The 23,835-nt window shown below is 63.3% G+C and carries 20 protein-coding genes and 1 tRNA gene; 5 read left to right on the plus strand and 16 right to left on the minus strand.

Features of this window, described 5'->3' with window-relative positions; all coding sequences use genetic code 11:
• Nucleotides 1-141 precede the first annotated feature (141 nt).
• Entirely contained in the window at nt 142-486 is a 345-nt protein-coding gene (locus IFT51_RS08100) for a DUF4234 domain-containing protein (protein WP_192060543.1), read from the minus strand.
• A gap of 673 nt (nt 487-1,159) precedes the next feature.
• Here IFT51_RS08100 and IFT51_RS08105 point away from each other — a divergent pair.
• On the plus strand, nt 1,160-1,900 hold the full coding sequence (locus IFT51_RS08105; RefSeq protein ID WP_192060544.1) for a DUF4839 domain-containing protein: 741 nt from the start codon (nt 1,160-1,162) through the stop codon (nt 1,898-1,900).
• A gap of 473 nt (nt 1,901-2,373) precedes the next feature.
• Here IFT51_RS08105 and IFT51_RS08110 read toward each other — a convergent pair whose 3' ends face one another.
• Nucleotides 2,374-3,531 (minus strand): PIN domain-containing protein, encoded by a 1,158-nt coding sequence (locus IFT51_RS08110; RefSeq protein WP_192060545.1) that lies wholly within the window; start codon nt 3,529-3,531, stop codon nt 2,374-2,376.
• Between the two features lie 545 nt (nt 3,532-4,076).
• Here IFT51_RS08110 and IFT51_RS08115 point away from each other — a divergent pair.
• Complete coding sequence (locus IFT51_RS08115) at nt 4,077-5,033, plus strand: hypothetical protein (RefSeq protein WP_192060546.1); 957 nt, start codon at nt 4,077-4,079, stop codon at nt 5,031-5,033.
• 107 nt (nt 5,034-5,140) lie between these two features.
• Here the strand turns inward: IFT51_RS08115 and IFT51_RS08120 are convergent, their stop codons facing one another.
• The 9 genes from IFT51_RS08120 to IFT51_RS08160 all read right to left on the minus strand — a co-directional run bounded on the left by IFT51_RS08120 (nt 5,141) and on the right by IFT51_RS08160 (nt 14,958).
• Nucleotides 5,141-5,851: a GPP34 family phosphoprotein gene (locus IFT51_RS08120; RefSeq protein ID WP_192060547.1), complete on the minus strand. Its 711-nt coding sequence runs from the start codon at nt 5,849-5,851 to the stop codon at nt 5,141-5,143.
• Complete coding sequence (locus IFT51_RS08125; protein ID WP_192060548.1) at nt 5,848-6,255, minus strand: hypothetical protein; 408 nt, start codon at nt 6,253-6,255, stop codon at nt 5,848-5,850. Before IFT51_RS08125 ends, IFT51_RS08120 begins: the two co-directional genes overlap by 4 nt.
• 3 nt (nt 6,256-6,258) lie before the next feature.
• Nucleotides 6,259-6,654 carry a MerR family transcriptional regulator gene (locus tag IFT51_RS08130; RefSeq protein ID WP_192060549.1) on the minus strand — a complete coding sequence of 132 codons (396 nt, stop codon included), beginning with the start codon at nt 6,652-6,654 and terminating at the stop codon, nt 6,259-6,261.
• Between the two features lie 169 nt (nt 6,655-6,823).
• A complete protein-coding gene (locus IFT51_RS08135) occupies nt 6,824-7,135 on the minus strand; it encodes a DUF559 domain-containing protein (RefSeq protein ID WP_192060550.1) in 312 nt (103 codons plus the stop codon).
• A 104-nt stretch (nt 7,136-7,239) separates the two neighbouring features.
• Nucleotides 7,240-8,214, minus strand: coding sequence for a PD-(D/E)XK motif protein (locus IFT51_RS08140; RefSeq protein WP_192060551.1), 975 nt, complete (start codon nt 8,212-8,214; stop codon nt 7,240-7,242).
• A gap of 67 nt (nt 8,215-8,281) precedes the next feature.
• On the minus strand, nt 8,282-10,894 hold the full coding sequence (locus IFT51_RS08145; protein WP_371740739.1) for a Z1 domain-containing protein: 2,613 nt from the start codon (nt 10,892-10,894) through the stop codon (nt 8,282-8,284).
• 220 nt (nt 10,895-11,114) lie between these two features.
• Nucleotides 11,115-13,007 carry a DUF262 domain-containing protein gene (locus IFT51_RS08150; RefSeq protein WP_192060553.1) on the minus strand — a complete coding sequence of 631 codons (1,893 nt, stop codon included), beginning with the start codon at nt 13,005-13,007 and terminating at the stop codon, nt 11,115-11,117.
• A gap of 35 nt (nt 13,008-13,042) precedes the next feature.
• Entirely contained in the window at nt 13,043-14,449 is a 1,407-nt protein-coding gene (gene dcm / locus IFT51_RS08155) for a DNA (cytosine-5-)-methyltransferase (RefSeq protein ID WP_192060554.1), read from the minus strand.
• Nucleotides 14,450-14,881: 432 nt separating this feature from the next.
• Nucleotides 14,882-14,958 (minus strand) — tRNA-Pro (locus IFT51_RS08160).
• A gap of 262 nt (nt 14,959-15,220) precedes the next feature.
• On the opposite strand from IFT51_RS08160, the gene IFT51_RS08165 reads away from it, so the two are divergent.
• The 3 genes from IFT51_RS08165 (at nt 15,221) to IFT51_RS08175 (ending at nt 18,170) form a co-directional block, all read left to right on the plus strand.
• On the plus strand, nt 15,221-16,138 hold the full coding sequence (locus tag IFT51_RS08165) for an ABC transporter ATP-binding protein (RefSeq protein WP_192060555.1): 918 nt from the start codon (nt 15,221-15,223) through the stop codon (nt 16,136-16,138).
• Between the two features lie 71 nt (nt 16,139-16,209).
• Nucleotides 16,210-17,292 carry an aliphatic sulfonate ABC transporter substrate-binding protein gene (locus IFT51_RS08170; RefSeq protein ID WP_192060556.1) on the plus strand — a complete coding sequence of 361 codons (1,083 nt, stop codon included), beginning with the start codon at nt 16,210-16,212 and terminating at the stop codon, nt 17,290-17,292.
• A complete protein-coding gene (locus tag IFT51_RS08175; protein WP_192060557.1) occupies nt 17,289-18,170 on the plus strand; it encodes an ABC transporter permease subunit in 882 nt (293 codons plus the stop codon). Before IFT51_RS08170 ends, IFT51_RS08175 begins: the two co-directional genes overlap by 4 nt.
• Here the strand turns inward: IFT51_RS08175 and IFT51_RS08180 are convergent.
• The 5 genes from IFT51_RS08180 to der form a co-directional block, all read right to left on the minus strand.
• Entirely contained in the window at nt 18,167-18,415 is a 249-nt protein-coding gene (locus IFT51_RS08180) for a hypothetical protein (RefSeq protein WP_244637036.1), read from the minus strand. The two genes, IFT51_RS08175 and IFT51_RS08180, sit on opposite strands and share 4 nt — an antisense overlap.
• Nucleotides 18,416-18,457: 42 nt before the next feature.
• Nucleotides 18,458-18,955 carry a hypothetical protein gene (locus IFT51_RS08185; RefSeq protein WP_371740742.1) on the minus strand — a complete coding sequence of 166 codons (498 nt, stop codon included), beginning with the start codon at nt 18,953-18,955 and terminating at the stop codon, nt 18,458-18,460.
• Nucleotides 18,956-19,116: 161 nt separating this feature from the next.
• Nucleotides 19,117-19,656 (minus strand): hypothetical protein, encoded by a 540-nt coding sequence (locus IFT51_RS08190; protein WP_192060558.1) that lies wholly within the window; start codon nt 19,654-19,656, stop codon nt 19,117-19,119.
• A gap of 11 nt (nt 19,657-19,667) precedes the next feature.
• Nucleotides 19,668-21,431 (minus strand): hypothetical protein, encoded by a 1,764-nt coding sequence (locus IFT51_RS08195; protein ID WP_192060559.1) that lies wholly within the window; start codon nt 21,429-21,431, stop codon nt 19,668-19,670.
• 887 nt (nt 21,432-22,318) lie between these two features.
• Nucleotides 22,319-23,767, minus strand: coding sequence for a ribosome biogenesis GTPase Der (gene der / locus IFT51_RS08200; RefSeq protein ID WP_371740743.1), 1,449 nt, complete (start codon nt 23,765-23,767; stop codon nt 22,319-22,321).
• Nucleotides 23,768-23,835 lie beyond the last annotated feature (68 nt).

The following is a 23,835-nucleotide window of genomic DNA, read 5'->3' on the forward strand; positions in this document are numbered from 1 at the left end:
TGCGGCGCCCATCGGCGGGAAGAACACACTCCAGGGGACAGACCACTCCTGGATCGACGACACGCGTCCTGAATCAGTCGAACTGCTTAGCGCGAACGTCCTTCTCACGACGCCGGAGCCGTAGTGAGGCCACCCTTTTGGTCAGGCGACGACCGGAACGGAAGGTGCGGTGGCCGCCGTGGCGTCTAGGCCATTCACTCGTGCCAGCACGATGGCTTGGCCGATGTTTCCGAGCAGGAGCATGAGGGCGTAATTACCGCCTGTGCCGAGGCCCGTGACGGCGTTGATGCCCTTTGCGAGCGACCAGAAGTACCAGAAAGCGCCGAACGGGCACAGCAGCCACCAGGTGCTCATCGGAGCACCGGCACGCTTGACTTCGCCTCGGGTCTTCGCGCACCACACGATCGAGTAGATGCCGAAGGTGATGAGAGGCAAGAGCAGGACAGCCGCCGCGGATCGTCGCACCAGCTGAGTATTTGTCGTCATCCGCACTAGCTATGGGCCAGGGAGACATAACACCTAGCCCCCCTTACGGGGCCCTTGCCTACAAGGTCGGCCGCCGTCGCGCCGATTCAGTGCAGCCTGACCGAGACGGTGAACGATCAGATAACGGTCGCTCCGTCGGGAACTCGTCCGTTCGCAAGAAGGGGAATCGACTTCTTCCACCGTTGTGCCTTGTCGACATATCGAGCGTGGCACCGAGAATCAAGCTCCTTGCGACGACGATCATTGTCGGGGGTGCTCAGTAGTGTCTCCTTGAGCAGCAATGGGCTGTTCATCGACAAAGGAGTCACCCATGCGAGTACCGCCTATCATTCAATCGTTTTGACCGACCCCGACGTGCATCACGTCTTCAGCAACTGCCCCAACGGGCAACAGATTCCAGCAGCCAACAAGCGCACCGGAACCCATAATTGGCCGCTCTGCGGAAACTGCAAGCGCATGTAGCAATCCGGTGGGAGACGGCTGATGCCGTCTCCCACCTCGGCAAGTTGGTCCCGTCCTTCGAGCCGGCGATCTGAACTCAGATGCACCTGCCGTCGATCATTCGGTCATGCGGCCGGCCAGGTCGGCGCACTCTCGACAATCGCCGTGTCAACGCCTTGGTCGTGAATCCTCTACTCTTTGGTACCGCGCACCCAGCGACTAGAGGCATCGGATGACTGACGAGAAAACTCCGTACGAGACCAGAACGATCCGCTCATTACGAGGCCTCGAAGCCCGTACGCGATCAAAATGGGAAGCCGATGGCTGGGAAGTAATGAGCGAGACACCGCGCGGGGTGAGAACAGACATCACGTTGAGGCGACCCAGACCACGACGCCCTGTTCTGCTCTACACCGTCGGCGGCGCAGTGCTTGCCCTCGCGATAGGTGCCATTGCTCTGGCCGGAGCGCTGTCGGGAGACACCCCTGGGGAGAATTCGTCGGCCGCCTCAGCGGAACCCTCTCGAACGGTCTCGAGACTGCCGACGCCTACGAGCGTCGATAGTCCGTCTCCCGTGGCGACCTCGACTGGTGTCGCTGAGGACAGAGATGCAGAATTCAAGGCCCTCCTGAACCTTGGTGACTACTGCGATCCCTCCATAGCGTTGTTTGCAGAAGAGCATGATGACCAGATCGTCACCTTCGACGGCCACATAGCCGCATTGAACAACCATGGAAGCAGTGCGACGCGGTACGACATCCTGCTTGGATCCGGTGACTTCAGCCCGACAACTGCTTTGGGGCCTGCTTTTCAGTACCGTGACGTGAATACGATCAGTGATCTCAATTACTCGTCCAGGACGAACGATTCCGTCGGCGTGGGCACGAACCTACGACTCACAGCGCGCGTCGGTGACTTCGAACCCGAGTCGTGCCTCTTCCAGCTCGAACCCATCGAGACCACATTCCGCTGAGATCGCGTTCTTCATTGGTTTAAGCCGTAGCCAGCGGGCAAACTTTGCCTATACGCGGCAGGCAAGGGACTCTGACGTCCGCTTCTCCAAGTTTGAATCAAACGAGTAAAACCTGCGGCGCCGAGGACATAAGAACGGGCTTCCTGTACTCAACCAGGCGGGCGGCAGGCGGGCAGTCTTTCGCCGTGAACGAGACCAGTTCCCGGGTGAGGGTTACCTTCCCGGGGCGTCAGAGACGGAGAGAGCCTCGTCGGCGTGGTCGTAGGCAAGGTAGGAGGCGAGGCTCCACAACCACGCCCTGAGTGAGAAGAAAAGACCGGCCTCATCGGCACCTCTCGTTGCGCGGCGGTGCAGACCAGGCGGCGGGCTCAGACCGCGTCGCTGGGGCCCCCGGGGGCAGAACTAAGTTCAGGGCTGCCCGGTTCCGGGTGAGGCTCAGGTGTTCCAGGGTCGACGTCAAGTTCCCGACTGCCTTAATCAGGATCGACGTCTAAGTCGAGAGGCACACTCGTCCGATCGGCAAACACTCGCCGGTTTGCGTTGTTCTCCAGCACAATGTTAGTGACCAGGAGCCGTTCCGGATCCTCTATGTCAATCTCGACGACGAGACGTGCTCGGACTTCATCGGAGTCGCCGAACAGGTCACCCGCTTCGATCGCGAGAACGACATCGGCCCGGCCAGTGACGATGTCCCCGTCCGGCGGATCGAACTCGAATTCGGACTCAATGTCGTAACCGTAGATCGAAAGACTCTCGCCGATCCAAGGTACGTCAAACTGAACCCAGCTCGGCCGGTCATAGTTACCGCCGTAGGCCAGTTCCTCGTCCATCGGCTCGCCAACGAGCTTGTCGAGAGCTCCCGTCGCCGCGCGAACCAACTCGGTTAGACGAGATGCATCGAACGCGTATCCGCGAAGCAAACGCGCGATGTCGTGAGCTTGACCGTCAGTCGGCGTGGAAGCAGCCCTGGCTTCGGCGGCCCTCGCTTCGGCCTCGGCGGCCGCCGCTCGGACGGCCGCGACGACGTTCGTAAGACTGTCGATCGAGACTCGCTTCCGATCGATGCCGTGCGTGTCGAGGTCCTCGAGAAGGTGCTGGTGCAGAGCCTTCGGCTGCTGGTCGTCGAGAAAGCCCTTGTCCTCGGTCAGAAAGTAGACGGCATCCATAGCGTCATCTGGACCCAAGAAGTCCAGAACGGTCTCCCAGATTACCGCGTCCCGGAACCCGTACGCCTTTTTTCCGCCGTTGGCCTCCATGAATGGGCGACGCTCTGCAAGATCCCGATCCAGGAGGGCGCGAATCGTGCCCTCAGGGACCGGGGCGACGCTGACGCCGGTCGCAGCAAACAGCGCATCGCGCGCCGCAATACTTTTTGCGCTGAGGCTGTCGAACGCCGCGTCGATGGCAGTCGCGTTAATGTCATCGCTGACCTCGCTCAGTGCACCTTTTGCCTTATCGCGCTTCGACCTCAGCGTCTTGCCGTGTTGGCGGTCGAGTTCGTCGACGACGACTTGCGGGAGCACCACCTGGCACTTGCCCGCCACCGCCAGGTCGACGAGGCTCCTACCCAGCGTCGTCGTCAACCACTCGTGTCCAAAGAGCGCGTTGGTGTCCGGGACGACCGTGATCATTCTCCCATCATGCCGGACCACTCCAACGGGACGGGTACGCGACGACACCTCACACACAGCACTTCGAACGCTTGGAGCAGGACGAGTCACGCACTCACCAATCCATTGACGCGAGCCCTACGCAGTGTCCGGTGAAGCTCTAGGCGGTTCGCGCTTTCGCCAGGTTGGTCAGGGACCAGCAACGCGTCGCCAACTCGCTCGGGGCTCCTGACGACTAGGGGCAGGGACTCTCCACTCCGAGATGTCAGTCAAGTCAATTGTCCGCAAGACACATCCAGCAACAGGCATGGGCAGTGCGACAGCAGGCGGTTGCCTTTTTCTGGCTAGGCGGCGTCTGGAACCCCTAAACGCGACGAAGCCCTCGCATCACCGCGGAACGACTTCCTATACGCCTTCATCCAGGCGCAAATCCTTCCAGAAGGAGTTCGTGCCCCCGCCTGCCAGGAGCCCACGGAAACTGCAGTAGTCCCGCCGGGTGTTGCCGTTCGGCCAGAGCGCCTCTGGTCGCAGTTCCGACTTGCAATCCAATGGACAAGAATTAGCGTGTGAACAGTGAGAAGCGGCGCCGGCGTCAGACAACAGCCTGGGTAGTGGTAGCTGGCCTCGTCGGCGCAGCCGTCGGGGCATACCTTGCGCTGACACTGGCCACCGCAAACCTAGGTAACCTGGGTTTTTGGCTCCGTGATTTCGCCAAGAGCCCCGGTGCCGCCGCGACCGCAGCGGTGATAGCTGCCGGCGTCGCTCTCACTGGCATTATCCTCAATCGTCGGGCGGCAAGCGAGTCCCTACTGCTGCAGGAAACGACCTCCGCAACGGACTCGTGGTGGGTCATGTTCGAGTGGGCATCTGAGCGCGCGGTTCCTTCACGATCGGACGACACTGCATTGCCCGGAAGCGTGACAGTTGCGACGCTCGCACGTTTGGCAGACACGGCCACTGCCGAGGTGCAACAGGCGGCCTGCGCCGGAATGATCGATATGCTCGCGGCACAAGTGGAGCCGAGGGTGCCTGCCGAGTCGGCGCTATTGGTCGACAGCGAAACGAATACGGCCTCAACCGAGGTGGCGAACGAGTCGGCCCTCGCCGCTCTAGATTCATACGTGCGGGCGAATCGTGGCACCAGGGCTGCATCGTCAGTAGCGGAGGCGGTGGTTTACGAAAATTCGGTGACGAAGGCTCTCATCGCGATGTCTTGGGCCCACGACGACCTCCGCGTCTTCCGGAACCCGCCCGACGCTGGTCTTGCGGACGCCATCGTGGAAATCGGCGATCAGCGGGTAGCAGTCATCATCAAGAGACTGAATGTCGCCTCTGGATACGCAAACTGGTTCCGTCACATCGGCGCCCTCTCGCCCGGCCCCTTCCCGATGGTCGTCGTCACACCGCACCCCATTTCAAAGAGTCTCGGCGCCGAGTCAGCCGCGTCGATCGCCGTGGTGCAGTGGATCGACCCAAATGACGATCCAGCGCTACTGGCAGCGCTCTACAGTGCCGTTGATTAGCAGAAGGAGCCGAGCCGGCAGGTGCGGCGGGTGGGTGTCATCCGCGGCGGGTCAGCGCTGACCCGCCACGGATGACAGGAACCCGCCCCACCCCGCCAGCACGCACCTCACTCCCCCTCCATCGCAGGCAACCCGACGGTCACGAACAACGCGGTGGACATCATCGCCGCGGCCGCCACAGCGATCGCGTCGCCCGCCATCCGCGCACCCCACTTCCCCTGCTGCAGCGCCCTCCCCCGCGCGTACACATCGCCCGACCACGGGATCTCGCGGTGCATCGCCGGCAGCGACCCGCTGGCCGACACGAGGGTCGCGAGCGCCGCCTCCCGCACCGACGGCTCCGCGCCGTCCACGAGCACGCGCCGCAGGGAGGCGACGAGCTCGCCCCGCCGACCCGCGCCGCCTTCGACCAGCCGAGACCCCGGGATGAACCCGAGCATCCTGGTCGCCTCACGCCTCAACACCCCGCGCTCGACCAGCCGCTCGATCGTCGGCGCCCGAAGCCCGGGTCCGATCTCGAGCACCAGCGAGTACGCGTCGGTGGGCTTCTTCTCGACCCGCTGCCAGGTGCCGAGCAGCAGCGGATCGGTCGGCGCCGGCAGGTCCGTCACGCGCACCGGCCTCCCCCGCAGCGTCGTCTTCCGGTCGATGTCGACCTGGCCGGCGAGTGCGACCTCGGTCAGCACCGCTCCGGCGAGCACATGGAACAGCGGCGACCCCTCGCTGTAGATCGACCCCGACCCCGGGTCGAACAGCACGAGCAGAACGTCTTCGGCCAGTGAAGGAGCAGGAGCGGCAGTCGTCGTCGCATCGGTCATCGGTCGTCTCCTCGGGTGGGCGGGGTCGTCGTGGGGTCGGGGCTGGTGACGGGCGGACGGAAGGGGCCCCGCGCCTCCTCGGGGCTGTCATCAGGGGGAAGCGCGGCCTCGAGGGCGGCCAGCGCGTCGACGGAATCGCTGCTGAGCCAGCTGGCGCGATAGAGAACCTCGCGCTGGGCGCCGTTGTCGAGCTCGCCGACGGACTCGGCGACGGTCGCCTCGGCCGAGGAGGCGCTCCCTCGCGCCCGAGACCCCGGATCGTTCAACCACGGATACTTCTCGACCATCGCGGCGAGCACGGGCGCGTACTGCTCGTTGAGACGGCCCCGGGTGGCGCGATCGGCGTCGTCCGGCAGCTCGTCGAGGGCGATGTCGGCGGCGATGCGCAGGGTGTCGACGAGCACCTGTCACAGGTCGCGCATCGCGTCGGCGTCGAAGCCGCAAGACCAGATGAGGAGGAGCGACTGATCCGCAGCACTCAGGTCGCGCCCCGCTTCGGCGAACCCCTCGGGCAAGGAGGCGCTGGTCCCGTGCTGCAGGATGGCCACCAGTTCGCGCCGGATCAGTTGCAACCGTTCGATCGTGGCCGCGAGTTCGGCGTCGATGGTGCGCAGGGCGCCCTGGGGGTCGTCGTCGGTCGAGCCGATCACCTCGATCTGGGAAAGGGGAACGCCCAGCTCGGTCAGCCGGGTGATCTGCAGGAGGCGCACCAGGTGTCGCACCTGGTACTGCTTGTGACTGTTACCTAGCCGTTCAGGCTCGTCGAGCAACCCCAGCTGGTGGTGATAACGCACCGACTTCACAGTCGTACCCGCTACTGGGCAGCTCGCGGATGCTCCAGGCGACGGGTGGGCTCCTCTCGATCGCGCCGGCTGATGTGCCGGCGTGTACCCAGTAGAGACCGTGACCTCGGGGCAGGGTCAAGGGGTGCACGCACATCGACGACGAGTTGCCGCCATCGGGTTGCAGCAGCTACTCGGTCCGCGCTCTCCAAGTCGTCGCTATGGTCTCCACGGTTGTGTCGACTTCCTCGTGTTCCCAGAACCGCAGCACCGTCCATCCGAGCGCTTCGAGCCTAGTGGTCGTCTCGAGGTCGCATTCCGCATTGCGCTGGAGCTTGGGCACCCAGTAGTCGGAATTGCGCTTCGGTCGCGTGGCGTGCACCGGACACCCCTGCCAGAAGCAGCCGTCGATGAAGACGGCAATCTTCTGTCTCGTGAAGACGATGTCCGCGCGGGTGCGCAAATCGAGGCTTGGCCTGACGTCCACCTGGTATCGGGACATAGAAAGTACGGGCACCGCGTGGAGTTGCAGGGCCACTTCGTCAAAGGAGCAATACGTACCGCCACCCAAAAAGCCACACGCTTTACCGCATGAGGGATCGCGGGTCAGTTATTGAGTATGAGATAGGCAACCTGATTCGCACCCTCCACAGGGTTGTCTACACTGACCGCTCCATGAAATGAAAGATTTACTCGAAAACGCACAGAACCATCGACGACATGTCTGTGTTTCTCAACATCTTCACTTCTCAGGACACCTATGTCCGAACTATCCATGTTATACGCACGAAAAAACATTGTCTGATATGGGACATTGTATCCCGACTCTGACGATTGGGTGTTGTGATCGTATCCATTCCAGGAAACGGCACCATACTCCGCAATTCGTGCAATGAATTGATCAATAACGAGTGACGACACTCCAACGCTTGCCATGCGAGTCTTAATTCGCTCTACAAGACTCGGCACCGTGAAAGCGTTGTCCGTATCGATGCCGGCATGCTGCAACCCGATACTTACAAGTAAGAAGCGGGCTTCATCGCCCCCTTGTTCGCGCTCAACCTGGTGCACTCCTTCGACATGATGTGATGACGTAAAGCCAGTGGTTGTCTTCACTTCAATGCCGGTGTCATCAAGCACGAAATCTCGTGCCGATCGTCTCCAACCATGCCAACCACTAACGATGTCCAAGACGCGAGCATCGGCTGCCTGGCGACACAATACTTCGAGAAGAAGAAGTTCACCTGCGAGGCCCAGTAGGGCCTCATTAGACAACGTAAGTTTCTCCATGGCTAGTCGAATAATTGGCTCAGTTAGGGTGAAAGCTCGACCGAGGTCACTATCCGCACCATTCCTCAGTAGTTCAACACAGACGAATGCAGCCACCTGATCGAAGTGTGAAAGAGCCGGCAAAACGAGTCGGGTGGCCTCAAAAGAGGAACCGTCATCCCTGTAAACCGTCCGATATTCGGACGCTTCCTTAACAGAACTGGAATGGGGCCTTACTTCGATACCTCTAAGAAAAATCTCGACTTTGCCATCGGCGTCCCGTGCGACTCCTATGACGGCGGCGGAGGTCATCCATTCGACCGTTCGAGATCCCACTTGCCGCGACACCGGAAGGCGCTCTATGCGCTGCCGGACATCTTCATAACTCGTCATTAGACATTTCCGAGGTGTCGATCAGCGAACCTGCTCGCGTGGCGGCGAACTGCTCGGGTCCGCCAGCTGGTATGCAAACGCCGACGGCGACTGCCGGATGAGGTTGGTCTAGCCGCTTGTTGAAGTAAAACAGAATTTGGCCATGCGACCCCTGCGGTCGCCACGAGCTCGTTCCCGCTGTCGCCGGAAGAGACTCGTGGCGATGGTAGTAGTCGAAGAACTCGTCGCCGCGGTAGTCCAACATACCCGCGCTTGGGTCGTTCGTACCCCAAGTCGTGCTGAGGTCGCCTTTGGCATTGAGGCCCTTTCGAGTGGCCCGAATTGCAAACCCGAGACCAGGTAACGCATCGCCTGTCACACTCTCGCCATCACCGTAACGGATGCCAACGGAAAACCGCGGCTGGTGAAGTTGCTTGGCCGCCAGGTTAGCCATGGCCCATCGCCCGGAGGGCACCCCCGCGACGAAGAGACCACGAACAGGGCGCGTAAGGCACGCCTCCCACAAGCGAAGATAAGCAGCAATGGAATATGGGTCCTCAAACCGCGCCTCGGAAGTCGGCCCACTCGGGCGCTCTGGGGCATTGTAAAAATTCATGCCGGCAGGGAGCTTTACCACACCGTCCACACGCACTTGAATCTCCTGCCACAACTCCGCCAACCGACTTTCCTGGCCAGGGGCGTAAGAGTCAAACGATAAGCTCTGAAGTAGGTCTGCCGCCTCGGAGAGGGAAAGCGTCCGGTCCAAAGCGCGTCCGCGCGTCACGCTCCCAACGTTAACGTCAGAAGATGCTGCGGCGAAGAGATTAGCGACCAGTTGCGCATTTGGGTCGACGCGCTGTCCATCGTTGACCAATCTAACGAAAGGCCTCGAACCTGGACAAAGCGGCAAACGGCCGATATTGGCGATCTTTGCTGTGGCAAGAAATCCCATGCCATGCAAAACCACCGGGGAAGGCGCAGCACCCTCAGCCATCTTTGCCGCAACCCCTTCACGCAATGCCTCATCTACGTGATGGTACGAGCGAAATAATTCAATCTGTTGCTTTCCGGCGAACATGCGACATAGAGCAATATATTCGCCTCTGTAGCCAAACCAGCGTTGCATCTGCATTTGCGTGTCAGCAACGGGGCTTGCGGAGTTGCGGCGGAACAAAGCCGTAGTCATGCCCTCGAGGGTAAGCCCTCGGGCCATCACGTTGCCGGACACGAATATTGTCGAGAGGTCGCGCGCAGCGTGCCATTTCCCGGTCGATTGGTTGAGAATCGGCTTGTACTCGGGTCGATCGTCGGCACTTGGGTCGCTGTTCACAACGGATACGCGCGTGCCCGGGATAATTTCCGCTTCCAATATGCCACGCACTGTCGACCAATCAGGAATCGACCGTGGATTCATGACATTAAATTCTAAGGAAATAGCCGCTGACGACGATGTGTAACGATCTATCCATGCCTCCCACAAGGACTCCTCAGCGTACATCTTCGCAACCAGTTGACTCGGGAGGCGTGCATCGCCCGATTCGATCATGTCCCGTGCCACGGCGCGGTCTAGAACGCCAGCCCATAGAAGAACGTCTTCGGCCGCCGCGAAGTGAGCACCGATGTCAGCTGCCGGGTGCAACAGCATTGAGTGAGCGGGCGGCGAAATGACTTCTAAGTCTTCTTGAGAGGAGAAATCCAAGGATCTTACCGAATGCGGCCCGATTACACCTGACGTGGACGTCGAAGCCCAATGCAATCTTATAGCCCCAGCGATGAGGAAAGCCCGGAGAGAATCAGCGAGATCCCCGTCGGCCGCCTCCGACGTTTCGACGCAAAGCCCAGCACCCGCTCCACGCTCGTAATAGACCTCACCCCCAGTGTAAAAGTTCTTAAGGCCAGTCGGTTCTGGATACGTGGACGAGCGAAGGGCATCTAGATTGTCGTGATCGACTTGTTGGCCCACATCCAGAGGTGTCCTGAGTGAGATGACAAAATCTCGCGGAGCCAAAGGATTGTGGTCTTCTTGCAGCAAATTAGCCTGAGGAGTAGCTGTGTACCCAATGTATGATGCGAAAAGGTTATTCGGTGCACTGCTGGATCGCGGCTCCCACAGGTCGGCAATCGCACGAGGAATCTGCTTGAGAGTAGGCGTCAGCGGGTCTTGAGCCTGTTCCACGACCGCATCAAGCACGGATCCATCATCGGCCTCATCGTCAAGAACGAGCATGTGCACAGGACGACCGAGCTGCTCAACTTCCCCGAAGACGCTCTGCCTTAGTTCACGGCCAAGGGCATACAAGTGATCCGTATGCTTCATCGCGACAATCACTAACGGTAAACCACGAGTCAATTTGCGCCTGACTTGCGCAGAAGGCAATTTGTACATCTTGTCAAGCGAGCTAGAATTGCCGGACGTTACAAAACCGGGGCTCGGAGACAACATTCGACGCCGCGATTTTTCTACGCCCTCCTCGCCCGCGTCTAACTGCTCAACTAAACGCTCGTAGGTTTGACGCCAAAGGGATAGACGTGTACCCGCAAGTATGACAACTATGTCAATACCCTGATCGAGCGCGAGCGCAGTTACCCCGAACATTGAGGCTGTTTTACCCGATTGCACTGACCCTAAAACAAGCCCGGTGCGTGCTCTGTCTTTGGGCCACGTATCCGTACCCGGATGACCGCCACCCAATAATCCCCGGTCGACAATGTACGTACAATCAGCCTCAAGTACGCCACGTGCGGTCGACGTCATCTGATGCAGCGCGGCAGAATAGCGGTCCCACCACGTGCTTTCCGATTTGGACGGCCCGTCGAAGTGCACTTGTTCCATGGTTCAGTCACACGCCCTTCGGCAAAATACGACTTGCCAGGAGAGACTCGACGCCGGAAGAACCATAATTGGAACGAATTTGCTCCGAGGCCAGAGAAATATCTATTCCAAGCTCCTCAACGACACCCGCGGCGATACGGGCAATGAAGTCCCATTGCGTACGAGTTTGAGTCTTGGAAGGACGCGTCCACCGGCTAAGCGCAGCCTCCCGAATCCCTTCGGCATGCGCCTCGAGTTGTTCTTCTACAGTCAATGGCGCATACGCCGTGGCAATAGCAACTCCGAGTAGTGTCCCGACCAATTGAAGATCTTGCCATCGGCCGCTCTTCCCATCCCCCCGGAATCTCTCTGGCCAAAGCTCATCGTAAGCTGCGTGCAGACTGGCCGCTTTTGAAACAAGAATGAACAGGTCAGCGAGAATTGCTGTCTTGCGCAGCGGATGTGAAGGATTATCCTGTACCCGCTTTAAGAGGTCATCAGTGTGTCGTGCAGTTGAGGGAAGCAGCTTGCTCCCCGAATCGTTTACAAGCGCCGCTATGATCCATCCAAGCACCTTGGTGCGGCGATAGCGGGCTTCGCCGAATCCGTAGTCAGCAAGAGTCTTTCCAAGTTCCCCAATACCAGATACTTGCACGAGCGAAGGCGCGATGTCTGCGACTTGCGCGCTAGCACTTGCGTCACCTGCGGCCACGAGGATGGCGCGAGTCAGTTCTACATCATGAAAGACCGCGTTACGTATCTCCTCAGCATTTAAGTGCATGCCTTGCTTGTTATACAGATTGAAAACTTCATGAATCTGACGCTGGCTAGCCTTTGTATATTCAATGACAGGCACTTTATAGTCTGGCGCGCCTTCAAATAATTCCTCGACCGTCACTTCTTGGTCGGCTACTTGAATCGTATGGCCCTTAATTTGCGTGTAATACTTGCCACGCAATTGCTCTAAATCTTTTCCGACCAGCACTCCGCTTTTGTCGTCGCGAAGACGAAAAGGAAAATAGTAATCATCTTCCAACTTGGTGGTGAGCGGCTCACCCATATACGCTTTCCATGCCGTTCGGAATTTTGGATAATCATTTTGAAATTTATCCAGAAATCCAGCCTCTGGATTTGATTTGTCAGCCTCAGCTACTCTCGCTACGGCTGCGGGATGTTTGCCTACGAAGCGTAAAATAGCCGTCAGTCGCTGCTTACCATCGACAACATCGTCGGGTTCCGCACCAGCCTTACGGAGCAATATGATGGAAGGCAATGGAATGCCACGAAGAATCGACTCAATGAGCTTCTGCCGATCCCCAGTTCGCCACACGTCTCCCCGCTGATATGACGGCGTCAGGTTCAGTTTTTTCTTGGTCAATTGAAAAATATGCCAGACGTCAGCTTTCGCAGTTACAGGTTCAGCCGGCGTGACATCTTCGTCATCACCTTCAGTTTCCCAACGACTCACCCACGTCGCAGTTCCGGACGCGTAAGTACCGCCCACGGCAGTAAGTTCCGCTAGAAACTCATCTTTAAGCCGGGTGGCCACTTCAGCTCGCGCGGCGAGGCGCTCCATGGCATCGCCAGTCAGCCTCGCAACTCCATTCTCCTCTTCAACGCCTCCTGCGACTGGAGCAAAACTGAGACTTCTAGCAATACTAAAAATAAATGCTTCGCGGTCGTTGTCCGAGAGATCATCATCGAAGTGCAGCCAGCCCTGGACATCGACTAGCCTTGAAATCCAAGCGTCGGACTCGAAGTCGACGTCGGCGGGCGTAAAGCTAGCGCACGCTTGAACCCCCTCGGGACAATCACTTACGTCCGATAGTTCGGAGAGAGCTTCAGCAACTCGATCCTGCGCTTGGCCGCGCAAACTTTCGTCGGGCCCATCCTCGAGAGTCTCAGGAGATTCGTGAGTCATTTTGGGTTCCTCCCAGATGCTGTCGTAAGTTGCCTCTATGCAGCATTGCACGTCATCCCGACATCCGACGACACAATTTTCATCCGGCTCTCGCCTGCAACGAGATCCTTGACGAGAGTCTCTGCAATCTTTCGGACGACCATCGCGTTCACGGCGTTGCCCAAAGCCTTGTACGCGTCAGAGTCATTAGCGGGAAGAGTAATTCCTCCAAGGCTTTGCAGCCTTGCGCATTCGCCAGGTGTCATGTAGCGCCGCGCACCCGTACCTGAAATATTAGATCCTAAGATTGGAACCTGTGTCTGCGTCATAGCGATCAACGCAGGCGCCGTTGTTGGCCGCTTCACTCGGATTCCTGATGCTCGAACTTGCATCACATAGTCATCTATATCTCTGACGCCACCTTGAGCATTCCATTCGAACTTCTGGAAGCTAGAAGGGTATGTCCACGGCTTCCACTGAGCCAGCCACGGATCGATCCAGGCTTCGTTGTCACGATAGAAATGTCGGTTCTGCCGAATGAAGGCGCGCTTCCACTGAGGGAATACAAGGCTGCCTTCACGTCGCGAATGGCTTGGAATTATTTCTTTTTGCTCAGCGATATCAAGTCCTCGAAGCGGCCAACCAAACGAACCACTAAAGTTATAGAGTTCGTCTGAAGATCCCTCCGACCAAGCTCGAGGTGGCGTCATCTCCTCAAAGGGATAATTCGCCCGAAATTCCATTGACCAAATTGGAAAAGATGGAAGTTTTACGTTCTTCGGTGCACGTTGCAGAAAGTCACTCCACATGTTGATCGCCATCTGAGTCCGAGGAGGTACCTCACGGACAGGACGAGCATCCGGATCTAGTGCAGTAGAAATGGTCGTTATCTCTTGGCCCTCAACTGGCCACTTGAATCCACTCAGTCCTCCCTCTGATGAAAGGGAGCCAACAAAATACGCCCGTTCGCGAACCTGCGGGATACCGAACTGATGCGGCGACAATTTTTTAACATCGACCTCGTAGCCAAGATCGACAAGCATCCTGAGGATGGTCGCTAATGTCGAACCACCATCATGTTTTAAAATATTTGCGACATTTTCCAAGACGAATCGACTGGGACGCTTCACGCGCAAAATATCATGTACTTTGAAGAATAGATGACCTTGGAGCGTGTCCTCAAATCCTTGCTGAGCACCTGACTTAGAGAACGGCTGACACGGAAAGCCGGCTGTGAGAACTTCATGGTGTGGCACTTGTTCGGCAATCACCTCATCCGTGTCAAGTTGGTTTACGTCCGACCATGGGGCGACACCAAAATTCGTTTTATAGAGAGCGTTGAGGCCTGACTCCCACTCCGCCGCGAATACGCCCTGGCCACCGAGTTCCGCGAGCGCGACGTGAAAACCTCCGAGCCCAGCAAACAAGTCAACAAACCTGAACGAGGGAGGTTGGCCTACCATTTTGCGCGTTCTCCTTAAAATCCGAGATATCGTTCGATTTGCTTCTGCCCCTGAGGTGAGGCACGAAGCAGAATACGGCGGTTCACCGCAGATTCCACGGGCCGTTACCTCAACAGTAGGAGCAGCGTCCGACATAGCTGGTGTCCCGCGCCGGCGAGGCCGCCCCGATGAAGTCAGGCAGTGGACTGTCCCCAGCTCTAGTTGGCGCTCGTATCAGAACGTGCCAGCGGTCCTCTACTGCTACGGGGCACACTTCGCAACTTCGCCAGCTAACCCACAGGCGCGGGAGCCCCGGTTATTTGGACATCGGAGGCACCACAGAAGTGCAGCGTCCGCGCGATCAGTACCCACCATCCCCTGACAGCGGGAGCAGAAATGCGAGTGGCTGTGCCTCGATTGTCACACGGCCTTAGCAAGCATTACTCGCATCATTGGTCGGGCTGACAGGATTTGAACCTGCGACCCCTTGACCCCCAGTCAAGTGCGCTACCAAGCTGCGCCACAGCCCGAGAAAACTGTCGCTGAGCAACCGATTCCTTGGTGTTGCCCCGACCGAGGCAACCTGACCAGCATAGCGGATCGTCGAGGCGGTTCGCGCCACACGAGACACGAACGAGTCGCAGCCGGTCGACCGCGCCCAACACACTCGCCTCAAGACGACGCCATGCACTTCAACCCGGTCCGCGACGACACATCGCCACCACACACCCCAAGTTGCGCCGAGTTACGCCCACCAAGCGCCGACTCCCCCGTCGCACCTACCGTCAGGGCATGCCCACCACCGCGACCACCGCCTCCCGCGCCCTGCCGATCTCAGTCCGCGGTGTCGGGCGACGGTTCGCGCGCGACGTGCTGCGCGGGGTCGACCTCGAGGTGGCGGCCGGCGAGATCGTCGCCGTGCTCGGGCCGAGCGGATGCGGCAAGTCGACGTTGCTGCGCCAGATCGGCGGACTCGACGTGCCTGACAGCGGCAGCGTCATCATCGGCGACTCCCCCAGCCGGCCCGCCGACCAGCGGTGCGCGATCGCGTTCCAGGAGCCGCGCCTCCTGCCCTGGCGCACCCTCCGCGACAACGTCGCCCTCGGCCTCCCCAAACGCAAGACCGACGGCAGCAAGCCCACCAAAGACGAGAACCAGGCCCGCATCAGCGAGCTGCTCGACCTCGTCCAGCTCGGCAGCGTCGGAGGGCACCGCCCCCGCCAGGTCTCCGGAGGCATGGCCCAGCGCACCTCCCTCGCCCGCGCCCTGGCCCGCGAACCGAAAATCCTGCTGCTCGACGAGCCGTTCGGAGCCCTCGACGCCCTCACCCGACTCCGCATGCAAGACCTGTTGCTCGACGTGCACGACGCCCTGCCCACCACCGTCGTCCTCGTCACCCACGACGTCGACGAGGCCCTCTACCTCGCCGACCGCATCGTCCTTCTCGACGACCTCGCCGCGGCCGACGCCACCCCCGACCGGCCCCGAGGAGGCGCGGTGCCAGCCCCCGACACCGCCCACCCCACCAGCCGAGGAGGCGCGGTGCCAGCCCCCGACACCGCCCACCCCACCAGCATCCGCCGCATAGTCGACGTCCCCGGAGCCGGCCTCGGCCGCCGCGATCGCGACGACCCCGCCCTCGCCACCCTCCGCCACGACCTGCTCGCCGAGCTCGGAGTAGTCCGCACCCCCCGCGCCGCCCCTCACTAGCTATTACGCATCCACGCGTAACAGCCCCTCCCCACGAACCGCACCGCCCCCGACAGCACGGAGACGACACGATGACGACCCGCCCCTCCTTCACTCGCCGCACCCGCACCTCCTGGGCCGGCGCCCTCGCCCTCACCGCCGCGACCGCACTCGCCCTGACCGGCTGCGTCGCCGGCGAGGACGCCCAGGGCAACGCGGCCGGTGCGGGCACCGGCTCCGACGACGCCGCTGCAGGCAGCAGCAGCAGCGGCGAGTGGTCCACCGACACCCTTAACATCGACTTCGCGACCTACAACCCCCTCAGCCTCATCGTCAAAGACCAGGGCTTCATCGAGGAGGCGCTGGGCGACGACGTCGAGGTCACCTGGACTCAGTCGGCCGGCAGCAACAAGGCCAACGAGCTGCTGCGGGCCGGAGCCGTCGACGTCGCATCCACCGCCGGCTCCGCCGCCCTGCTCGCCCGCTCGAACGGCTCGCCGATCCACACCATCGACATCTACTCGCAGCCCGAGTGGTCGGCCCTCGTCGTCCCCGAAGACAGCGACATCAGCGACGTCGACGACCTCGAGGGCAAGACGATCGCGGCCACGACCGGCACCGATCCGTACTTCTTCCTGCTGCAGGCGCTCGACGAGGCCGGGCTCAGCGCCGACGACGTCACCATCGAGAACCTCCAGCACGCCGACGGACGCGCCGCCCTCGAGAACGGCAGCGTCGACGCCTGGTCGGGCCTCGACCCGATCATGGCCGCCAGCGAGGCCGAGTCGGACACCAAGCTGATCTACCGCAACGTCGACTTCAACACGTACGGGTTCCTCAACGCGACCGAGTCGTTCATCGACGAGTCGCCCGACGTCGCCCAGGTCGTCGTCGACGCCTATGAGAAGGCCCGCGCCTGGGCGGAGGACAACCCCGACGAGACCGCGAGCATCCTCGCCGACGTCGCCGGCATCGACCCCGCCGTCGCGACCAGCGTGCTCGAGCGCACCCACTTCGACGTCGACCCCGTGCCCGGCGACGACCAGCGCGCCGTCCTCGAGGTCGTCGCGCCGATCCTCGTCGAGACCGGAGACGTCGCCTCGCAAGACACCGTCGACGACGCCCTCGACTCGCTCTTCGACCCCTCCTTCGCCGAGGAGACCGACCCGTCGTGACCGATCTCGTCTCCGGCAGCACCCGCGAGGCCGACGCCCGTCAGGCCGTCCGCGACGCGACCGTCCCTCCGACCGCAGCAGCAGCAGCCGAGGAGGCGCGGCGCACCTCCTCGGCCCCCTCCCGTCGTCGACGCCTCCCCCTGGCACTGCTCGGGGTGCTGTTGCCCGTCGCCGTGCTCGCCGCCTGGCTCCTCGCCACCAGCGTCGGAGGCGTGCCGAGCTATCGCGTGCCGTCGCCGCTCGACGTCTGGACGGCCGGCGTGCAGCTCGCCGGCACCGGGCAGCTCGGGCAGTACGTCGCGATCTCGGTGCAGCGGGTGCTGATCGGCTTCGCCGTCGGCTCGCTGATCGGACTCGTGCTCGGCGCCGTCGTCGGGCTGTCGCGGGTCGGCGAGGCCGTGCTGGCGCCGTCGATCGCGGCCGTGCGCGCCGTGCCGTCGCTCGCGTGGGTTCCGCTGCTGATCCTGTACCTCGGCATCGGCGAGGACTCGAAGGTCACGCTGATCGCGATCGGCGCGGCGTTCCCGGTGTTCACGACCGTTGCCGGGTCGCTGCGGCACGTCGACCCGCACCTGGTCGAGGCGGGGCGGGCCTACGGGCTGCGTCGCGTGTCGCTGTTCACGCGGGTGCAGCTGCCGGCGGTGATCCCGTCGCTGGTGTCGGGGCTGCGGCTCGCGCTCGCGCAGGCGTGGCTGTTCCTGGTCGCGGCGGAGCTGATCGCGTCGTCGATGGGGCTCGGGTTCCTGCTGACGGAGTCGCAGTCGAACGGTCGCGTCGACCGCATCTACCTGGCGATCCTGCTGCTGGCGCTGCTCGGGACGCTGAGCGACACCGTGCTGAACGTGGTGCAGCGAGTGGCGCTGCGCCGCTGGCGCTAGCCGACCCGCTCGCGCCAGCCGACCCGCTCGCGCCAGCCGGCCCCCTCGCGCCAACCGACCCGCTCGCGCCAACCGACCCCCTCGCGCCAACCGACCCCCTCGCGCCAGCCGGCCCGCTCGCGCCAGCCGCCCCGCCCACGCCAGCAGACCCGCGCGCGCCAGCCGACCCGCTCGCGCCAGCAGACCCGCTCGGCCGCCTCATGAACCGCGTTCGCGAAGATGAACCGCGATCTATCGCAGCTCATCTTCGCGAACGCGGTTCATCGGAGCACGAGCGCCCAGCGCGGTCATCGCCTCGACGATGCCGCGGGCCGCACCGGCTTGGGGAACGCGGCGCGCATGTGATCGCTGGTGAGCAGGTCGCCGATGCCGATCATGAGCAGCGAGAACACGATCTGCTCGACGACCATCCAGCCGGGGTAGAGCCCGGGGATGGTCGCGACGATCAAGGTGACGATCGGGAAGATGCGGCTGAAGAGCCTGAGTCGTGCGTACGCCCAGTAGTAGCCGAGCTGAGCGCGCCAGGCGAAGACGTAGAGCGAGGCGGTGATGAACAGGACGACGGTCGACCGGAACCACACCGCCCAGGGGACGTGCTCGCCCCGGCTGGCGAGGACCGCCGCGATGAAGATCGCGGTCAACCCGACGACCGTCTCGCCGAACAGCAGCCATCGGATGCCCCCGAAGCTGCGGACAGTGCGCGGGTGCTCGCGCATGTCTTCGTGGATGACGTAGCCCGCGTGCCGCCCGCCCGCGAACCGGTCGAGCTGCAGCCGCTGCCACACCCGGTCGGCGGCCGCCGACAGCCCGGTCACCGAGGAGGCGCGGTGCCACAGCCCAGCGCCCGTCACCTTCGCACCTCGCCCACGCGTCTCACGAGAGACAATGCTGCCCTACCCGAGCCCTCCTCGCGCTCCGACTGCTCGGGATCGGCGGTGGATCACGCTCAATAGCTCGGCCCTCGGACCTCGCCGGGCTCGATGTCCGCGCTCGGCGACATGCTGGAGAGGTGCGCCGATCGACGGTCCAGGGCCATGGACAAGAGATACACGGACCCTCCCGGGCCGGTGATCACCAGCTGCGGGGAGCCGTCGGGCATCTCATCGCGTTCGGCGGTCCAGCCGTCACACCCTCCCCAGTCCTCGACCGCCGTCTCGAAGTACGGCTCGGCGTCGACAGGCCCGGTGAAGACGATGTCCAGGTGCCCGGCCCAGTGATGGGTCCCGTCAGAGGAGGTGAGGATGCTGCCCTTCGGGTTCTGCACCACCGACGCGACGAGGGGCTGCGGAATGACCTTCGCCACCTCCAGAGCCGTCTCCTGCGTCTGTTCCTTCGCCTCCGCCAGGGCGACTCCTGCGATCGGCTCCGTCATCTCGACCTGCTCCGTCATATCCACCTGCTCCGTCATATCCACCTGCTCCTCCTTCTCCGTCGAACATCCGCAGATGACGAGAGCTGCAGCGAGAACGACCGACGGCACGAACACGGACGTCAGTCTCACCGCGTCACCAGCCGTTCGATCCGCTCGAGTGCTTGCAGATTCCGGGCATTGTTCTGCGCGATGAGCGAGTGGTTCTCGACCAGGATCTCCATCTTCCGTTCGAGTGACGTCGTCAGAGCGAGTTCCGCATCATGCGGACCCTTGAGGAGTCCCTCGTTGTCGAACGCCCAGTGGTTGCCGGGGTTCCTGCCGCTCCACACCTGACCCGACCACTGCGCGACCTGCAGGAAGTCGAGGTAGCGGTAGTCCGTGTAGGTCGTCCCCTCGCGGGGCTGCCAGGTGCTCGGCATGCCCGCGCCGGCCAGGGACACGACGTGGTCGTAGTGAGCACCCGCCACCTCCGACGACGTCACGTTCGCCAGGCCCCAGCTGTGCCCGATGCCCGCCTCGCTGACGAGCGCGGGGTCGTAGGACTGCCGGAGTCCGTTCTGCAAGCCGACGAGCCGGGCGGCCGTGGGCTCTGCCAGGACCGGCACATTCGCCTCGGGGATCGTCTGCGGGAATCGCCCGTCTTTCGCGACGAACGTGACCGTCCGTCCGTCACGCGCGGCGAACCAGTCCCCCACCTGCTGCACGCCTCGTGGCTCTCGATAGAACGAGTCCAGCGTCGTCCCGGTGCCTGGCACGTAGGTGATGATCGTCGTCGTCTCGGGGCCGAACTCGCCGATCATCTCGATGATCCGATCGGCGGCCGGGTCGAAAAGATACAGCTGCACGGTAGGAGGCGCGGCGACGGCCCCCTCGAGATAGGCCCGCTCTCGCGTCATCGCCGCGATCTCGTCGGCGGTGAACCGGGCGCCAGGTGGCCCCCCGGAGGCCATCATCGCCTCGAGCTCGTCGCGACGACGTCCGGCGTTCACCCGGTTCGCGAGCACCCGCGCCGACGGCGGCAGACCATCGAGCGACCCGACCACCATGGGCGCCCCCACCACCAGCGCCGCCTGCTCAGGGCTCAGCCCGTCGTCGTCGATCGGCCCTGTGCGACCCAGCTCGTCCCACCACGCTCGCACCCGCTCGGGGTCGGCCCGGAACGCCTTGTCGACCAGCTCGGGGTGGTCGTCGAGCAGCAGCCCGAGATCCGTCCGTGACAGCCCACCCAGCAGCGCCAGCAGCTGCTCGGCCGACGGGGTCGCGACCGCCGCCTCGCCGATCGCCCGCAGTCGACCGATCGCGACCGGGTCCGTCAGCTCGTCGATGCATCGACGATCGGCCGCCGCCCGCTCGTGCTCCAGCTCGTCGACGGCACGCTCGACGGCGCGCAGCTCGCCCTGGTCGTCGTCGATATGGCGCTGCAGCGTCGACCTCTCGCCCGCCCGGAAGTCGACCGCCGCCGCGACCCCGGTCGGATCCGCCACCGCCAGCTCGGCTGCCTCGCGCGTGATCGCCTCGACCCGCGCCTCCCCCAGCATCAGCGACGTGTGCGCCTTCGTGCGCCGCGCCTCCAACGCCCGCAGCCGGTCTTGGATCGCCTCGACCGCACGCGCGTAGACCCGCAGAGTCGACGCGTGCCGCTCGAGCCCGGCGGCCAGCGCCGTCAACTCGGCGGCGACGTCGGCGGTCGCCGCCGCGAACTCCCGCCCCGAACGCCCCTGCCACGAATCGGCCGCCCACGACGCCGCCTCTCTCAGCTGGAAGGCGGCCAGCTCGTGGTCGTCGGCCTTCTGCGATCGCGCTCGTGCGGCCCGCTCGATCGCCTCCACCGACCCCGACCCCGGACCGGCACCCGATCCCGTCCCGCCGAGAACCCCCGTCGCGGTCATGGACGACCCCCCGCCGCAGCCCCGACCCCAGTCCCGGCCCCGGTGAAGGCCCCCGCCCCGACCCCAGTCCCGGCCCCGGTGAAGGCCCCCGAGCCCGAGCCAGCCTCAACCCCGGTCCCGGCCCCAGCCCTGGCGCCAGCAGCAGCCGCAGCCCCAGCCCCAGCCCCAGCGCCAGCCCTAGCCCCAGCCCCAGCCCCAGCCCCAGCCGCGACCCTCGACGAGACGTCGCGAACTGCACCCCCGGCCCCCGACACCCCCGCCGCGAGTGCCGAGTCGGTCCGCCCCACCTCACGCACGAACGCCGCGGGGAACAGACTCAGGCGCTCGAGCACCCCACCCAGGAACTCGACACGACGACGGAGCTGCCGCGTCGTCTCGTCGAGCGCCTCGGCCACCCGGGCGGCTCCCACCGCGTCCGACGACCCTCGGGTCAGAGCCGCGTCGAACCCGATGTCACCCCGCGCCCCCGACACGGCCGATGCCACCCCCGACAACGCCGACTCGTCGACCTGCAGATCCGCCACTCGCTCCCTCTTCCACCTCGCCTCACGGCTTCGCATACCGTACGTGATTCACATCACACTAGCAAGGTGAACGAGGGGGTCAGGACATCGTGGAGACGCCCTATCCGGCCGACGCCTGTGGAGGGAGGGTCCTAGACGCCCCCGGAGGCGCGGTGCAAGATCGGCCCGGCAGCCCTCGAGTCCGCAGATCGCCGCACTCTCACCGCCACGGACTCGACACCCCGCCACCAGATCAGATGGCGGGGTGTCGACAAGGTGGCGGCGTATCACGGACGCCCAGCCCCACAACGCCAGAAGGTGGACACAGCACCAGGCTTAAACCCGGCGTCGTGTCCACCTTCTGGCGTCGAGCGACCAGCCCGACTACGCGCGCTTGCGCTTCTCGCGCACCCGCATGTTCACGGTGATCGGCGTCCCCTCGAAGCCGAAGATCTCGCGCAGGCGGCGCGTGATGAAGCGGCGGTACTGCGGGTCGAGGAACCCGGTCGTGAAGAGCACGAAGGTCGGCGGGCGGTTGGCCGCCTGGGTGCCGAACAGGATGCGCGGCTGCTTGCCCGAGCGCAGCGGGTGCGGGTGCTCGGCGACGAGCTCGGCGAGCAGGGCGTTGAACTTGCCGGTGGGGATGCGGGTGTCCCACGACTCGAGGGCGAGCTCGAGCGCGGGCACGAGCTTCTCGAGGTGGCGACCGGTGCGGGCCGAGATGTTGACGCGCGGCGCCCACGACACGTGATCGAGGTCTTGTTCGATCTCGCGCTCGAGGTAGCGGCGACGGTCGTCGTCCAGGAGGTCCCACTTGTTGAACGCGAGCACGAGCGCGCGGCCCGACTCGAGCACCAGGTCGATGATCCGCAGGTCCTGAGTCGAGATCGACTCGGTGACGTCGATGACGACGACGGCCACCTCCGCCTTCTCCAGCGCGGCCGAGGTGCGGAGCGACGCGTAGAAGTCGGCGCCCTGCTGGAGGTGCACGCGCTTGCGGATGCCGGCGGTGTCGACGAAGGTCCACACGCGCCCGGCGATCTCGACCTGCTCGTCGACGGGGTCGCGGGTCGTGCCCGCGAGCTCGTTGACGACGACGCGCTCTTCGCCGGCCGCCTTGTTCAGCAGCGAGCTCTTGCCGACGTTCGGGCGACCGAGGATCGCGACGCGGCGGGGCCCGCCGATCTCCTCCTTCGCCACGGTCGACACCGCGGGCAGCTTCGTCATGCAGAGGTCGAGCAGGTCGGCGACGTTGCGACCGTGCACCGCCGAGGCGGGGAACGGCTCGCCGAGACCGAGCGACCAGAGCGATGCGGCCTCGAGGTCCTTGCGGGCGTCGTCGCTCTTGTTGGCGACGAGGATGACGGGCTTGTGCGAGGCGCGCAGCATGCGCACGACGGCCTCGTCGGTGGCGGTCGCTCCGACGTTCACGTCGACGACGAACAGCACGGCGTCGGCGAGGTCGACGGCGATCTCGGCCTGCATGGCGACGGACTTGTCGATGCCGATGGCGTCGGGCTCCCACCCGCCGGTGTCGACGAGGGTGAAGCGACGCCCGCCCCACTCGGCCTTGTACGAGACGCGGTCGCGCGTGACGCCGGGCTTGTCTTCGACGACGGCCTCGCGCCTCCCGAGGATCCGGTTGACCATGGCGCTCTTGCCGACGTTCGGGCGACCGACGATGGCGAGCACCGGAAGGGCCGGGGCGTAGGTGAGGGCGTCAGGGTCCCATTCGCCGCCCTCGAGGACGTTGACGTCCTCTTCGTCGAGGTCGTAGTCGGCCAGGCCTGCGCGCAGTGCGCGAGCGCGCTGGTCGGCGTCTTCGTCGGGCATCGCCTGGATGCGGCCGACCATCTGCTCGTCGAGCTCGGGGTACTTGTCGTCGTCTGCCATGGTGATTC

Origin of the sequence: Frigoribacterium sp. CFBP 13712 (assembly GCF_014842255.1) — a bacterium.
In the GTDB taxonomy this organism is placed as follows: domain Bacteria; phylum Actinomycetota; class Actinomycetes; order Actinomycetales; family Microbacteriaceae; genus Frigoribacterium.